This is a genomic window from Terrimesophilobacter mesophilus (assembly GCF_014200375.1).
Taxonomy (GTDB): Bacteria; Actinomycetota; Actinomycetes; order Actinomycetales; family Microbacteriaceae; genus Terrimesophilobacter; species Terrimesophilobacter mesophilus.
The window spans coordinates 103,558-117,716 of record NZ_JACHBP010000001.1; the positions used below are offsets into that span (position 1 = coordinate 103,558).

The 14,159-nt window shown below is 67.6% G+C and carries 15 protein-coding genes; all 15 read left to right on the top strand.

All coding sequences use genetic code 11. The features are described from left to right. The first annotated feature begins 5 nt into the window (after positions 1–5). Positions 6–1,229 carry a chorismate synthase gene (aroC, locus tag BKA04_RS00495; protein WP_104094659.1) on the top strand — a complete coding sequence of 408 codons (1,224 nt, stop codon included), beginning with the start codon at positions 6–8 and terminating at the stop codon, positions 1,227–1,229. Further along, positions 1,226–1,738, top strand: a complete 513-nt coding sequence (locus tag BKA04_RS00500; protein ID WP_104094660.1) for a shikimate kinase — start codon at positions 1,226–1,228, stop codon at positions 1,736–1,738. The genes aroC and BKA04_RS00500 overlap by 4 nt, the downstream gene beginning before the upstream one ends. Further along, a complete protein-coding gene (gene aroB / locus BKA04_RS00505; protein ID WP_104094661.1) occupies positions 1,735–2,814 on the top strand; it encodes a 3-dehydroquinate synthase in 1,080 nt (359 codons plus the stop codon). The genes BKA04_RS00500 and aroB overlap by 4 nt, the downstream gene beginning before the upstream one ends. A gap of 10 nt (positions 2,815–2,824) precedes the next feature. Continuing rightward, complete coding sequence (locus tag BKA04_RS00510; protein ID WP_104094662.1) at positions 2,825–3,262, top strand: type II 3-dehydroquinate dehydratase; 438 nt, start codon at positions 2,825–2,827, stop codon at positions 3,260–3,262. 17 nt (positions 3,263–3,279) lie between these two features. Then, a complete protein-coding gene (gene efp / locus BKA04_RS00515) occupies positions 3,280–3,843 on the top strand; it encodes an elongation factor P (protein WP_104094663.1) in 564 nt (187 codons plus the stop codon). A gap of 16 nt (positions 3,844–3,859) precedes the next feature. Beyond that, entirely contained in the window at positions 3,860–4,273 is a 414-nt protein-coding gene (nusB, locus tag BKA04_RS00520) for a transcription antitermination factor NusB (RefSeq protein WP_104094664.1), read from the top strand. A gap of 68 nt (positions 4,274–4,341) precedes the next feature. After that, positions 4,342–4,872 (top strand): bifunctional pyr operon transcriptional regulator/uracil phosphoribosyltransferase PyrR, encoded by a 531-nt coding sequence (pyrR, locus tag BKA04_RS00525; protein ID WP_104094665.1) that lies wholly within the window; start codon positions 4,342–4,344, stop codon positions 4,870–4,872. Beyond that, positions 4,869–5,822, top strand: coding sequence for an aspartate carbamoyltransferase catalytic subunit (locus tag BKA04_RS00530; RefSeq protein WP_104094666.1), 954 nt, complete (start codon positions 4,869–4,871; stop codon positions 5,820–5,822). The genes pyrR and BKA04_RS00530 overlap by 4 nt, the downstream gene beginning before the upstream one ends. Further along, the gene (locus BKA04_RS00535) at positions 5,819–7,162 is read left to right on the top strand and encodes a dihydroorotase (protein WP_104094667.1); all 1,344 of its coding nucleotides are present in this window, start codon (positions 5,819–5,821) and stop codon (positions 7,160–7,162) included. Before BKA04_RS00530 ends, BKA04_RS00535 begins: the two co-directional genes overlap by 4 nt. Next, complete coding sequence (locus tag BKA04_RS00540) at positions 7,155–7,643, top strand: PH-like domain-containing protein (RefSeq protein ID WP_104094668.1); 489 nt, start codon at positions 7,155–7,157, stop codon at positions 7,641–7,643. The genes BKA04_RS00535 and BKA04_RS00540 overlap by 8 nt, the downstream gene beginning before the upstream one ends. Further along, on the top strand, positions 7,640–8,797 hold the full coding sequence (gene carA / locus BKA04_RS00545) for a glutamine-hydrolyzing carbamoyl-phosphate synthase small subunit (RefSeq protein ID WP_104094669.1): 1,158 nt from the start codon (positions 7,640–7,642) through the stop codon (positions 8,795–8,797). Before BKA04_RS00540 ends, carA begins: the two co-directional genes overlap by 4 nt. Continuing rightward, positions 8,797–12,105 (top strand): carbamoyl-phosphate synthase large subunit, encoded by a 3,309-nt coding sequence (carB, locus tag BKA04_RS00550; protein ID WP_104094670.1) that lies wholly within the window; start codon positions 8,797–8,799, stop codon positions 12,103–12,105. The genes carA and carB overlap by 1 nt, the downstream gene beginning before the upstream one ends. After that, positions 12,095–12,982 (top strand): orotidine-5'-phosphate decarboxylase, encoded by an 888-nt coding sequence (gene pyrF, locus BKA04_RS00555; RefSeq protein WP_104094671.1) that lies wholly within the window; start codon positions 12,095–12,097, stop codon positions 12,980–12,982. The genes carB and pyrF overlap by 11 nt, the downstream gene beginning before the upstream one ends. Then, positions 12,970–13,887: a guanylate kinase gene (gene gmk, locus BKA04_RS00560; protein ID WP_104094672.1), complete on the top strand. Its 918-nt coding sequence runs from the start codon at positions 12,970–12,972 to the stop codon at positions 13,885–13,887. Before pyrF ends, gmk begins: the two co-directional genes overlap by 13 nt. A 1-nt stretch (position 13,888) precedes the next feature. Further along, entirely contained in the window at positions 13,889–14,146 is a 258-nt protein-coding gene (gene rpoZ / locus BKA04_RS00565; RefSeq protein WP_104094673.1) for a DNA-directed RNA polymerase subunit omega, read from the top strand. The last annotated feature ends 13 nt before the right edge of the window (positions 14,147–14,159 follow it).

The following is a 14,159-nucleotide window of genomic DNA, read 5'->3' on the forward strand; positions in this document are numbered from 1 at the left end:
GCTGCATGCTTCGATGGCTCACTGCAGGCGAATCCCACGGACCGGAGCTTGTCGCGATCATCGAGGGTCTGCCCGCCGGTGTCCCGGTGAGCCTCTCGGGCATCCGCGAAGACCTTGCGAGGAGAAGGCTCGGCTACGGTCGTGGCGCGCGCCAGAAGTTCGAGGAGGACGAGCTCTCCCTCTCCTCCGGCGTTCGGTTCGGGGTGTCCATGGGGAGCCCCATCGCCATCCGCATCGGCAACACGGAGTGGCCGCGCTGGGTTGACGTCATGAGCGCGGAGCCGGTGGATCTCGCGACGCTGCCGAAGGGCCGTGGCGCCCCATTGACGCGGCCACGGCCAGGGCACGCCGACCTCGTGGGGATGCAGAAATACGGCTTCGAGGAGGCTCGAAACGTGCTCGAGCGGGCGAGCGCGCGGGAAACCGCAGCCAGGGTCGCTCTCGGCGCCGTGGCGCGGTCGTTCCTGGCGTCCCTCGACGTTCGCCTCGTGAGCCACACCGTCGCGATCGGGACCGTGCGCGTGCCGGACGGCACGCCGTTGCCCGGTCCCCAGGATGTCGCGCGTCTGGATGACGACCTCGTCCGTTGCGGCGATCCGGCGACGAGCGAGCGGATGGTCGCCGAGGTCGACGCCGCCCAGAAGGACGGGGACACTCTCGGCGGAATCGTGGAGGTTCTCGCCTACGGACTGCCACCGGGGCTCGGCTCCTATGCGCACTGGGATCGGAGGCTCGATTCCCAACTGGCGGCCGCCCTCATGGGCATCCAGGCCATCAAGGCCGTCGAGGTGGGCGACGGATTCGCGACAGCGACCCGGCGCGGATCCCGGGCGCACGACGAACTCTTCGCCTCCGAGGACGGGATCACGAGATCGACCGATCGGGCAGGCGGAACCGAGGGCGGGATGAGCACCGGGTCCGTTCTGCGGGTCAGCGCGGCGATGAAGCCGATCTCGACGGTGCCGCACGCCCTGCGCACGGTCGATGTCGCGACCGGGGGTACGGCAGAGGCCCACCACCAGCGTTCGGATGTCTGCGCCGTTCCCGCGGCGGGAGTCGTCGCGGAGGCCATGGTCGCGCTCGTACTCGCGAACTCGATGATCGAGAAGTTCGGCGGCGACTCGATCGAGGAGACGCGGAGGAACCTCCTCGGCTACCTCGATGCGATTCCCGCCAACCTGAAGTCGACCCGGTACAGCGCCGGCGCATCCCCGCAGCACGGCGAATGAGCGAGAACCGTCCAGTCCTCGTGGTGATCGGCCCTCCCGGGGCCGGAAAGAGCGTGCTCGGCAGGAGGGTCGCCAAACTGCTTCGAGTGCCGTTCGTCGACACCGACCGGCGGATCGTCGCCAGCCACGGGCCGATTGCGACGATCTTCGCCGAACGCGGCGAGGAGTGGTTCCGGGCCGCGGAGCGCATCGAGGTCGCCAGGGCGCTCGTCGAACGGGCAGTCGTCGCGCTCGGTGGCGGCGCCGTCCTCGACCCGGACACCCAGGCGGACCTCGCCGCGTGCCGGGTGGTTCTCGTGACGGTGTCCGCCGACGCCGTGGGTGACCGCATCCGCGGCTCCGTGCGCCCACTACTGGAGAACGGCCTCGAGTCGTGGCAGGCCATCGTGGATGCCAGACGGCAGTTGTACGAGCGCCTCGCCACGCGCACCGTCGACAGTTCTGAGCGCACGGTGCTCTCTCTCGCGCACGAGGTCGCCGACTGGATCCGGAGAGAGGACGCGGCATGACCACGATCACGGTGCAGGGAACGGGCGATGGCACCGGCCCGTACGACGTCGAGGTGGGTCGCGGCATCCTCCACCGGATCGGCGACGCGCTCGGCACGACCGTCCGCAAGGTGCTCATCGTCCACCAGCCGTCCCTCGCAACGCTCGCGGGCGGGCTGCGCGAGCAGCTTTCCGCATCATACGAGGTGCTCCTCGCCGAGATCCCGGATGGGGAGGCCGCCAAACGCGTCGAGGTCGCCGCGTTCTGCTGGCAGATTCTCGGCACAGCTGACTTCACGAGGTCGGATGCGATCATCGGCTTCGGAGGGGGAGCAGCGACCGACCTCGCCGGGTTCGTCGCGGCGACCTGGCTGCGCGGCGTCACTCTCGTGCAGGTTCCGACGACGGTGCTCGGGATGGTCGACGCCGCCATCGGCGGCAAGACGGGGATCAACACCTCGGAGGGCAAGAACCTGGTCGGCTCGTTCCACGCGCCGAAAGCGGTCATCGCCGACCTCGATATCCTGGCCGGCCTCGACCGGATGGAACTGCTCGCCGGGTTCGGCGAGATCGTCAAGTGCGGCTTCATCGCCGACCCGCAGATCCTCGAGATCATCGAGCACGACGTCGCGGCCGCGACCGACCCGGACTCCGAAGAGTTCCGCCGCGTCGTCGAATTGTCGATCGCGGTCAAGGCGAGCGTCGTGAGTGAGGACTTCCGGGAATCGGGCCGGCGCGAGATCCTCAACTACGGGCACACCCTGGGGCACGCCATCGAGTACGCGGAGCGGTTCCGCTGGCGTCACGGCGCGGCCGTCTCGGTCGGCATGATGTTCGCCGCCGAGCTCGCGCGCCTCGCCGGACGACTGGGCGATGACGTCGTCGATCGGCACCGCAGCATCCTGACCTCGATCGGTCTCCCGGTGAGTTATCCGCTCGGCCGGTGGAACACGCTCGTGAGCGTCATGAAGCGCGACAAGAAGGCCAGGGGAGACCTGCTCCGGTTCGTGATTCTCGACGACGTGGCGCGACCGACGATCCTGAGCGGTCCCGACGAGTCCCTGCTCTTCGCCGCATGGCAGGAAGTAGGCAGTTAGAGTGGCTCGCATGACGCGCATCCTGGTTCTCAACGGCCCCAACCTCCAGCGGCTGGGCACACGGGAGCCGGAGGTCTACGGCACGCTGAGCCTCGAAGATCTGCGGGTCCGGCTCGACGCCGAAGCGGAGGGCGTCACGTGGGAGCTGCGCCAGACCGACGACGAGGCGGAACTCGTCGGATGGCTTCACGAAGCGGTCGACACGGGGTCGCACGTGATCATGAATCCCGCCGCGTTCACGCACTACTCCTATGCGCTTCGGGATGCGGCCGCCCTCGTGACGGAGGCGGGGCTCATTCTCGTCGAAGTGCACATCTCGAACCCGTTCGCCCGCGAGGAGTTCCGCCACACGAGCGTGATCTCCGGCGTGGCGACGGGGGTCATCGCCGGCTTCGGATTCGACTCCTACCTGCTCGCGCTTCGCCTCGTTCGCGACCGCTCATCCTGACCCCGTAAACTTGCGGAATGGCCTCTACCGCAGATATCCGAAACGGCGTCGTCCTCAACATGGATGGCGGTCTGTGGACCGTCATCGAATTCCAGCACGTCAAGCCGGGTAAGGGCGGTGCCTTCGTCAGGACGAAGGTCAAGAACGTCCGCTCCGGGAAGACCATCGACCGCACGTTCAATGCCGGCGCGAAGGTCGAGCTGGAGACCGTCGACCGTGCCGACTTCCAGTACCTGTACAAGGACGGGGACGGCTACGTCTTCATGAACTCCTCCGACTACGATCAGATCACCCTCTCCGAGGAACAGGTCGGGGATGCTCCGAACTTCATGCTCGAGAACCAGAGCGTGACGATCGCCCTCCACAACGGTGAGCCGCTCTACGTGGAGCTTCCGGCATCCGTCGTCCTGGAGATCACGCACGCCGATCCGGGACTGCAGGGGGACCGTTCCACCGGCGGAACCAAGCCGGCCACGGTCGAGACCGGATACCAGATCCAGGTACCGCTCTTCCTCGAGCAGGGGACGAAGGTCAAGGTCGACACCCGCACCGGGGACTACCTCGGCCGCGTCAACGACTGATCGCCCGCCGCCCCCGATGAGTGCGAGAACCAAAGCACGCAAGCGTGCCCTCGACCTGTTGTACGGAGCCGATCTGCGTTCGACCACCATCGCCGATGCCATTGCGAGCGAGTCCGAGCGGGCCCAGGCGGAGCCGCGCAGGTCATCCTCGTGGGAGTATGCGCGCGAGATCTCGGTCGGAGTCGATGAGCACCGTGCCGAGATCGACGAGCTCATCGAGACCTACGCGCTCGGCTGGCCCATCCACCGGATGCCGACCATCGACCGCGCGATCGTGCGGATGGGCATCTGGGAACTCGTGTTCAACCCCGAGGTGCCCGACGGCGTCGCAATCGCCGAGGCCGTGGAACTCGCGCGCACCTACAGCACGGAGGACTCCGCCGGTTTCGTGAACGGTGTGCTCGGCCGCATCGCCGAAGCGCAATCCTGACGGGTCTATAGTTGATCCAGACAGACATCCTTTAACATCCGTCCCGAGAGGCGGGGAAGGAGGTCAGAATGCCTGCACGCACCGTCCTGCAGCCCTCTGATATCACGCGAGCGCTCACCCGCATCTCGCATGAGATCCTCGAATCCAATCGCGGCGGTTCGGATCTCGTCATCCTCGGAATTCCCACGCGCGGTGTCGTTCTCGCCGAGCGCGTCGGGGCCATCCTCGAGTCGATCGAACCCGGAAGCGGAACCGTCGGCACCCTGGACATCACGATGTACCGGGACGACCTCGGTCGCAACCTCACCAGGACCCCGCGCCCGACGCGCATTCCTCCCGGCGGGATCGACGGGAAGACCGTCGTGCTCGTCGACGACGTGCTGTTCTCCGGCCGGACGATCCGTGCGGCACTGGATGCCATGGTCGACCTCGGCAGGCCGCGTGCCGTGCGCCTGGCGGTTCTCGTCGACCGCGGGCATCGCGAACTGCCCATCAGAGCGGACTTCGTCGGAAAGAACCTGCCGAGTTCTCTCGCGGAACGCATCAACGTGAGACTCGACGAGATCGACGGGGTCGAGGAGGTGACGATCGAGCCATGAGGCATCTCCTCAGCACGAAGGACCTCGCACGCGAGGAGGCCATCGTCATCCTCGACGTCGCGGAGGACATGGCGGAGGTCGCCGGGCGTGAGGTTCCTCGCCTGCCCGCGCTGCGCGGAAAGACCGTCGTCAATCTGTTCTACGAGGATTCGACCCGCACCAGGATCTCCTTCGAAGCCGCGGCGAAGCGGTTGAGCGCCGACGTCATCAACTTCAGCGCGAAGGGATCGAGCGTGTCGAAGGGGGAGAGTCTCAAAGACACCGCGCAGACCCTCGCCGCCATGGGTGCGGATGCCGTGGTCGTGCGGCATCCGGCCTCCGGAGCCCCGGACGTGCTCGCGCGGGGCGGCTGGATCGACGCCGGCATCGTGAACGCGGGCGACGGGACCCACGAGCATCCGACCCAGGCTCTCCTCGACGCGTTCACGATCCGTCGACGACTGCACGGCGCGGCCGCTCGCGGTCACGGCCTCGACGGGTGCCGCGTCACGATCGTGGGCGACATCCTGCACTCGCGCGTCGCCCGCTCGAACGTCTGGCTGCTCACAGCACTCGGTGCGAGGGTGAGTCTCGTCGCGCCGGCCACCCTCATGCCCGTCGCACTGGACCGCTGGCCGGTCGAGCTGGGCTACGACCTCGATGCCGCGATCGCGGCCGGGCCGGATGTCATCATGATGCTGCGCATCCAGGCCGAGCGGATGCACGACGCGTTCTTCCCCAATGCGCGGGAGTATTCGCGGCAGTGGGGTCTCGACGACGAACGGATGGCGGCGCTGCCGGAGCGAAGCATGATCATGCACCCCGGGCCGATGAACCGGGGACTGGAGATCTCGGCGGGTGCGGCGGATTCCCCACGGTCCACCATCAGGGAACAGGTCGCGAACGGCGTTTCCGTGCGCATGGCCGTGCTGTATCTGCTGCTGAGCGGCGCGATGGAGGGGAAGGCATGACGAAGCGCATCCTGATTCGCGGTGCCGCGCTGGCCGACGGGACGACGACGGACATCCTGGTCGCCGACGGTCTCGTCGCCGAACTGGGTGCCGGGCTCTCCGATGCCGGCGCGAGCGTCGTCGACGCGGCCGGGCTCATCGCGCTCCCGGGACTCGTCGACCTGCACACCCACCTGCGGGAGCCGGGGTACGAGCACAGCGAGACCGTGCTGACCGGCTCGAGGGCCGCGGCGATCGGCGGATTCACCGCGGTGCACGCCATGGCCAACACCTCGCCGGTCGCGGACACCGCAGGGGTCGTCGAGCAGGTCCAGGCGCTCGGCGACGCCGCAGGATATGTGACGGTGCGGCCGGTCGGCGCGGTGACGATCGGCCTCGGTGGAACGCAATTGGCCGAGATCGGCGCCATGGCCCAGTCCCGGGCGCGGGTGCGCGTGTTCTCGGATGACGGGAAGTGCGTGTCCGATGCGCTGCTCATGCGCCGTGCGCTCGAGTACGTGAAGACCTTCGACGGTGTCGTCGCGCAGCACGCGCAGGAGCCGCGGCTCACAGACGGCGCCCAGATGAATGAGGGCGCGCTCAGCAGCGAACTGGGCCTCACCGGGTGGCCTGCGGTGGCGGAGGAGGCCATCATCGCCCGCGACGTGCTGCTGGCTGAGCACGTCGGCGCGCGGCTTCACGTGTGCCACGTCTCGACGGCGGGATCCGTCGACGTGGTGAGGTGGGCGAAGGCCCGCGGAATCCCCGTCACCGCCGAGGTGACACCGCACCACCTCCTCCTGACCGAAGACCTGGCTCTCACCTGGGACGCCCGGTTCAAGGTCAACCCTCCTCTGCGGTCGCGGGATGACGTCGACGCGCTGCGCGCCGGCCTGGCCGACGGGACGATAGACGTGATCGCCACGGACCATGCGCCGCACCCGGTCGAGGAGAAGGAGTCGGCCTGGTCCGACGCATCCTTCGGCATGGTCGGTCTCGAATCCGCCCTGTCGGTCGTGCAGGCGTCCCTCATCGATACCGGCGTCCTCGGCTGGGTCGACATCGCGCGGCTTCTCTCGAGCGCACCGGCGGCCATCGGCCGCGTCGCGGGGTACGATCGCGGAATAGCGGTCGGCGCCGCCGCAGAGTTCACGCTCGTCGATCCCTCGGCCTCCCGCGAGTTCAGCACGGAAGAACTGCGGGGGCGTTCCGTGAACTCTCCCTACCTGGGGATGACGCTCCCCGGGAGGGTCATGATGACGGTGCATTCCGGATATCCGACAGTCGTCGACGGTGAGGTGGTCGCGACGGAGTTCGTGGCCGCCGCCGCGGCAGAAAGCAGGGGTTTCACTCGTGGATAGGCTCATTCCGACGGTGATCATCGTCGCAGTCCTCGTGCTCGCGATACTGGCGATGTACCTGGGATGGCGGGCGCGGAAGAAGCGTCAGGGAGACTTCGAGCCCCCGGCATCCGTCCCGGATGACCCCGGTCGGACGCGGGCGAAGGCCACCGGGCAGTACGTCGCGACGACCATCGCGCACGAACCGCTCGAGCGCGTCGCGGTGCACGGACTCGGCTTCGGCTCGCGAGCGGACCTGACCGTCACGGAGTTCGGGCTGATCTTCGCCATCACGGGTCGGGCACCCGTCTTCATCGCCCGCGAGGACATCAGCAGGGTCGACAGGGCGACCTGGACGATCGACAGGGCGGTCGAGACCGGCGGACTCGTCCTCGTCGGGTGGCACCTGGGCGAGCACGACGTCGAGAGCTGGTTCCGCATCGACGGCGATGAAGGCGCGTTCCTGGACGCAGTATCCGGACTCATCGGGGAAGAAGGATGACGCGGCACGATCCCGCAGCGGTGCTCGTCCTCGAGGACGGGTCGAGCTACGAGGGCCGCGCGTACGGCGCCCTGGGCACCTCACTCGGCGAAGCGGTCTTCTCCACCGGGATGACGGGCTACCAGGAGACGATCACCGACCCCTCGTACGCAGGTCAGATCGTGCTCATGACGGCGCCCCACATCGGCAACACCGGGGTCAACGACGAGGACCCGGAGTCCGGACGCATCTGGGTCGCGGGATTCGTCGTGCGCGACCCGTCCCGCATCGTGTCCAACCACCGGGCGACCGGGAGCCTCGACGACGACCTCGTCGCGCAGGGCATCGTCGGGATCTCCGGCATCGACACGCGCGCGGTGACACGGCGGCTGCGCTCGGTCGGCGTCATGCGGGCCGGCATCTTCTCAGGACCCGATGCCGCGCTCGGGCTCGCCGACCAGCTCGACGTCGTTCGCGGCGGGGAAGAGATGACCGGATTGAACCTGTCCTCGCGCGTCTCCACCCCCGAGCTGTACCGGATGCCGGCCGAAGGCGAGCGGATCGGAGCTGTCGCGGTCCTGGACCTCGGCGTCAAGTCCTCGACGCTGCGCTACCTCACGGCGCGCGGATTCGAGGTCATCGTGGTGCCGGAGGCGGTCACCGTCGATGCGCTCTTCGCCCTCGCCCCGGATGCCGTCTTCTTCTCGAACGGGCCAGGCGATCCCGGTGCATCCGACCGGCACGTCGAGCTTCTACGCGAGGTGCTGAGGCGGCGCGTTCCGTTCTTCGGAATCTGCTTCGGCAACCAGCTGCTCGGGCGTGCGCTCGGTTACAGCACCTACAAGCTCCCGTTCGGGCACCGCGGAATCAACCAGCCGGTGCTCGACCGCTCAACCGGAAGGACCGAGATCACAGCGCACAACCACGGATTCGCCGTCGACGCCCCGACCGAGGGCATCTCGCAGTCGCCCGCCGGGTTCGGCCGGGTCGAGGTCAGTCACCTCAACCTCAACGACAACGTCGTGGAGGGACTGAAAGCCCTCGACGTCCCCGCGTTCTCCGTGCAATACCACCCGGAGGCCGCCGCGGGCCCGCACGACGCGAACTACCTGTTCGACCGGTTCAGAGAACTCGTGATCGCGACGACGCCTGCCGGGAAAGGGGGCGAGGCCTGATGCCGAAGCGTACCGACATCCGCTCCGTCCTCGTGATCGGCTCGGGTCCCATCGTCATCGGCCAGGCCTGCGAGTTCGACTACTCCGGCACTCAGGCCTGCCGCGTGCTGCGCGAGGAGGGCGTTCGCGTCATCCTCATCAACTCGAACCCGGCGACGATCATGACCGACCCCGACTTCGCCGACGCCACCTATGTCGAGCCGATCACCTGGGAGGTCATCGAGTCCATCATCGCGAAGGAGCGGCCGGATGCGATCCTTCCGACGCTCGGCGGACAGACAGCCCTCAACGCCGCTGTCGAACTGCACGAGCACGGGGTGCTGGAGAAGTACGGGGTCGAATTGATCGGCGCGAACCTGGAGGCCATCCGAAAGGGAGAGGATCGCCAGCTGTTCAAGGACGTGGTCCTCCTCGCCGGGGCTGAGGTCGCCAGATCGCACATCGCGCACACCGTGGAGGAGGCGATCGCCTTCGCCGAGGATCTCGGCTACCCCCTCGTCATCCGCCCCTCCTTCACGATGGGAGGGTTGGGCAGCGGCTTCGCCTACACGCCCGATGAGCTCGTGCGGATGGTCGCCGACGGCCTGCACCAGAGCCCGACGACCGAGGTGCTCCTCGAGGAATCGATCCTCGGCTGGAAGGAGTACGAGCTCGAACTCATGCGCGACACCTCGGACAACACCGTCGTCGTGTGCTCGATCGAGAACGTCGACCCGGTCGGCGTGCACACCGGCGACTCGATCACCGTCGCGCCCGCTCTCACACTGACCGACCGCGAATTCCAGAGGCTGCGCGACATCGGGATCGAGATCATCCGGCTCGTGGGCGTCGACACGGGCGGATGCAACATCCAGTTCGCCGTCGACCCCGCGAGCGGGCGCGTCATCGTCATCGAGATGAACCCGCGGGTGTCCCGCTCGAGCGCTCTCGCGAGCAAGGCGACCGGATTCCCGATCGCGAAAATCGCTGCGAAGCTCGCGATCGGCTACCGTCTCGACGAGATCCCGAACGACATCACGGGGGTGACGCCGGCGAGTTTCGAGCCGACTCTCGACTACGTCGTCGTCAAGGTTCCGCGGTTCGCGTTCGAGAAGTTCCCCGCCGCCGATCCCCGGCTCACGACGACCATGAAATCCGTCGGCGAGGCGATGGCGATCGGGCGCAACTACACGACGGCGCTGCAGAAGGCGCTGCGGTCGCTGGAAAAGCGCGGCTCGAGTTTCCACTGGAATGGTGAGCCGGGAGACAAGGAGTCCCTGCTCGCTCTCGCGAGCGTTCCGACCGACGGCCGGATCGTGACGGTGCAACAGGCGCTGAGGGCCGGAGCGAGCATCCAGGAGGTCTTCGACGCGACCGGCATCGATCCCTGGTTCGTCGACCAGATCGTCCTCATCAACGAGATCGCCGATGAGGTGCGCGTGGCGGGGTCGCTGGATGCCTACCTGCTCCGCCACGCCAAGAACCACGGCTTCTCGGATGCGCAGCTCGCCCGGTTGCGCGACCTCGACGAGTCCGATCTCCGGGCGATCCGTCACAACGAGGGCGTCCGGCCGGTGTTCAAGACCGTCGACACCTGCGCGGGGGAGTTCCCGGCGCTCACCCCATACCACTACTCGAGCTACGACCTCGAGACCGAGGTCATCCCGAGCGACCGGCGCAAGGTCGTCATCCTCGGCTCCGGGCCGAACCGCATCGGTCAGGGCGTCGAGTTCGACTACTCGTGCGTTCACGCGGCCTTCGCGCTCTCGGATGCCGGCTACGAGACGATCATGATCAACTGCAACCCGGAGACCGTCTCGACCGACTACGACACGAGCGACCGGCTCTACTTCGAGCCGCTGACCCTCGAGGACGTGCTCGAGGTCATCGGTGCCGAGAGCGCCGGTGGCGAGCTCGTGGGCGTCGTCGTGCAGCTCGGCGGCCAGACCGCCCTGGGGCTCGCCAAGGGCCTTGAAGCGGCGGGAGTTCCGATTCTGGGGACATCACCGTCGGCGATCGACCTCGCAGAGGAACGCGGCCTTTTCTCCGGCATCCTCGACGCTGCAGGACTCATCGCGCCCCGCAATGGAACGGCGACGGACCTCGTCACGGCCGTCGCGGTCGCGGAGGAGATCGGATACCCGGTGCTCGTTCGCCCCTCCTTCGTGCTCGGCGGGCGCGGCATGGAGATCCTCTACGACACCGAGTCGATGGGAGGGTACTTCGCCCGCGTCGCGGACCAGGCGATCATCGCGCCGGGCCTTCCACTCCTCGTCGACCGGTTCCTGGACGATGCGATCGAGATCGATGTCGATGCACTGTTCGACGGTACCGAGCTCTACGTCGGCGGCGTCATGGAGCACCTCGAGGAGGCCGGGATCCACTCCGGTGATTCCTCCTGCACGCTTCCGCCCGTGACGCTCGGCAGGGACATCCTCGATCGGGTGCGCGACGCGACGGAGGCGATCGCGCGGGGCGTCGGGGTGTGCGGACTGCTCAACGTGCAGTTCGCGATCGGCCAGGGCGTCCTCTACGTCCTCGAGGCGAACCCGCGGGCGTCCAGGACCGTACCCTTCGTGTCGAAGGCGCTCGGCATCCCGCTCGCGAAGGCTGCGGCGCGGATCATGGTCGGCGCGAGCATCCGGTCTCTCGTCGACGAGGGGGTGCTTCCGGCGGAAGACGGGCTCCACGTGCCGATGGACTCGCCCGTCGCCGTGAAGGAGGCTGTTCTCCCGTTCAAACGGTTCAGGACCAGGGAGGGCCGGATCGTCGACTCGATACTCGGACCCGAGATGCGATCGACCGGCGAGGTCATGGGCATCGACTCCAACTTCCCGAAGGCGTTCGCCAAGAGCCAGGCCGCGGCGTACGGGGGCCTTCCCGGAAGTGGAACCGTGTTCGTCTCCGTTGCCGATCGCGACAAACGGGCCATCGTGCTGCCTGTTCTCCGGCTCCAGCAACTCGGATTCACGATCCTTGCCACGCAGGGGACCGCCGAGGTGCTGTCACGCAACGGAATCGACGCCAGGGTCGTGCGGAAGCAGTCCGACGCGCCGTCCCCGGCCGGAGGGGACCAGCGCTCGATCGTGGACCTCATCACGGATGACGAGGTCGACATCGTCATCAACACGCCGAGCGGCCGCACCGCTCGCGCGGACGGATACGAGATCAGAACGGCGACGGTCGCTGCAGACAAGGCACTCTTCACGACGATCGCTCAACTGGGGGCAGCAGTGTCGTCGGTCGAGGCGATTCGGCAGGGATTCGCCGTCCGGTCGCTCCAGGACTACGCGATCGACAGGGCGGAGCGGTTGTCACATGGCCGATAGCGGGGCATTCGGGACACGACTCGCGACGGCGTTCGCGCGGTGGGGGCAGTTGTGCATCGGAATCGACCCGCACGCGTGGCTGCTGGGCGAGTGGGGGTTGAACGACGACGCTGCGGGGCTAAGGGAGTTCGGTCTCCGAGTGGTCGACGCTGCGCACGGCAGGGTCGGCATCGTCAAACCGCAGGTGGCCTTCTTCGAGCGCCATGGTTCTGCAGGGTACGCCGCACTCGAAAGCGTGCTCTCCGCGGCTCGGGATGCCGGTCTGATCGTGATCGCCGATGGGAAACGAGGCGACGTCGGCACGACGGCGGAGGCCTATGGGCAGGCCTGGCTGACGCCCGGTAGCCCGCTCGAGGCGGATGCCATGACGGCGAACGCATTCCAGGGCATCGGATCGCTGTCCGGGCCGATCGCGCTGGCCACACACGCCGGCAAGGGGCTCTTCGTGCTCGCCGCGACGTCGAATCCGGAATCGCTGCCGCTTCAGACCGCCGTCATCGCGCCGGGCGTCGAGGAGGGCACTCCTGGCAGGACGGTCGCGGCCGGTATCGTCGATGGGGTGATCGGATTGAACGCGAGCGAGTCGATGGGAACCGTCGGCCGGGTGGGGTCGTTCGGCGTCGTCATCGGCGCGACCGTCGATCCCGCGCGATTCGGACTGCCGCTTCAGGCCATGGCCACTCATCCGGCCACACCGGTCCTCGCACCGGGGTTCGGCCATCAGGGCGCGTCGTTCACCGACCTTCGCGCGCGCTACGGACCCTGTTCGCCGTTCGTCGTCGCGACGACGTCGCGCGAAGTGCTCGCAGCAGGGCCGTCCGGCATCGAGCGGGCGATCGAGCGGGGTGCCGGGGAGCTTGCAGAATGCCTCGCGTGAATCCACCCGACGTGGACCGTGCGGCGGCCTCCCGCGCTGCGGTCGCCGCCCGCAGGGCCAGGGCAGACATCAAGCGCGCGATCGCGGAGAACCGCAGAAGGCCGCTCGACGTACTCAACCGGGGATGGGCGGACCCGCACAGTGCCGAAGCCGGGCTGAGGGTTCGGGAGCTCGTCGCGAGCATCCGCGGGCTCGGCCCGACCCGGTCGTCACGGATCCTCTCTCAACTCGGAATCGCTGAGTCCAAACGCATCGGTGGACTCGGCGTTCGTCAACGCGAGACCCTCAGGGACTGGCTCTCGCGGCGGGATGGCGGCCACGCCGCGGACCGGACCTCGAAGCTCGTCGTTCTCGCCGGACCCACCGCCGTGGGGAAGGGAGCGGTGTCCACCTACATCAGGGAACACCATCCGGATGTTCTCCTGTCGGTCTCCGCGACGACCCGCTCACCGCGTCCTGGTGAAATCGACGGCGTGAACTACTACTTCGTGAGCGACGAGGAATTCGATCGTCTCGAATCCTCCGGTGCCATGCTGGAGACGGCGACGGTGCACAACGCGTACCGGTACGGCACCCCCCGCGCGCCCATCGACGCGGCCCTTGCGCAGGGGAAGAGCGTCCTCCTCGAGATCGACCTGCAGGGCGCCAGGGCCGTCCGGCGGGCCATGCCGGAGGCGATCCTGATCTTCCTGCTTCCGCCGAGCTGGGAGGAACTCGTGCGGAGGCTGGTCGGCAGGGGCACGGAGGATGCTGCGGAGCAGGCCAGAAGGCTCGACACCGCGAAGACCGAACTGGCCGCCGCGGACGAGTTCGACTACCGCGTCGTGAACACCGAGGTCAGCCGGGCGGCCCAGGAGGTCGTAGACTTGATGTCGATCTCTGCCGATGACAATAAGGAGTCCTGACATGGTTGACCGCGCCAAGGGCATTATCGATCCGCCCATTGACGAACTGCTCACCAAGGTGGACTCGAAGTACGCACTCGTGATCTTCGCATCCAAGCGCGCACGACAGATCAACGACTACTACGCAGACCTTCACGAGGGCAGCCTGTACAACAACGTCGGGCCCCTCGTCGACTCGACGATCGACGACAAGCCGCTGTCCGTGGCGATGCGTGAGATCAACGAGGGCAAACTCGTCGTCAAGCAGCTCGCGGAGTAGCAGCGCGGTCTGC

Bases quoted from the DNA above. Each gene is read 5' to 3' on its own strand.
- carB (WP_104094670.1), top strand. From the start codon at position 8,797: ATGCCGAAGCGTACCGACATCCGCTCCGTCCTCGTGATCGGCTCGGGT.
- rpoZ (WP_104094673.1), top strand. From the start codon at position 13,889: ATGGTTGACCGCGCCAAGGGCATTATCGATCCGCCCATTGACGAACTG.
- aroB (WP_104094661.1), top strand. From the start codon at position 1,735: ATGACCACGATCACGGTGCAGGGAACGGGCGATGGCACCGGCCCGTAC.
- aroC (WP_104094659.1), top strand. From the start codon at position 6: ATGCTTCGATGGCTCACTGCAGGCGAATCCCACGGACCGGAGCTTGTC.
- gmk (WP_104094672.1), top strand. From the start codon at position 12,970: ATGCCTCGCGTGAATCCACCCGACGTGGACCGTGCGGCGGCCTCCCGC.
- nusB (WP_104094664.1), top strand. From the start codon at position 3,860: ATGAGTGCGAGAACCAAAGCACGCAAGCGTGCCCTCGACCTGTTGTAC.
- efp (WP_104094663.1), top strand. From the start codon at position 3,280: ATGGCCTCTACCGCAGATATCCGAAACGGCGTCGTCCTCAACATGGAT.
- BKA04_RS00510 (WP_104094662.1), top strand. From the start codon at position 2,825: ATGACGCGCATCCTGGTTCTCAACGGCCCCAACCTCCAGCGGCTGGGC.
- BKA04_RS00500 (WP_104094660.1), top strand. From the start codon at position 1,226: ATGAGCGAGAACCGTCCAGTCCTCGTGGTGATCGGCCCTCCCGGGGCC.
- BKA04_RS00535 (WP_104094667.1), top strand. From the start codon at position 5,819: ATGACGAAGCGCATCCTGATTCGCGGTGCCGCGCTGGCCGACGGGACG.
- BKA04_RS00530 (WP_104094666.1), top strand. From the start codon at position 4,869: ATGAGGCATCTCCTCAGCACGAAGGACCTCGCACGCGAGGAGGCCATC.
- pyrF (WP_104094671.1), top strand. From the start codon at position 12,095: ATGGCCGATAGCGGGGCATTCGGGACACGACTCGCGACGGCGTTCGCG.
- carA (WP_104094669.1), top strand. From the start codon at position 7,640: ATGACGCGGCACGATCCCGCAGCGGTGCTCGTCCTCGAGGACGGGTCG.
- pyrR (WP_104094665.1), top strand. From the start codon at position 4,342: ATGCCTGCACGCACCGTCCTGCAGCCCTCTGATATCACGCGAGCGCTC.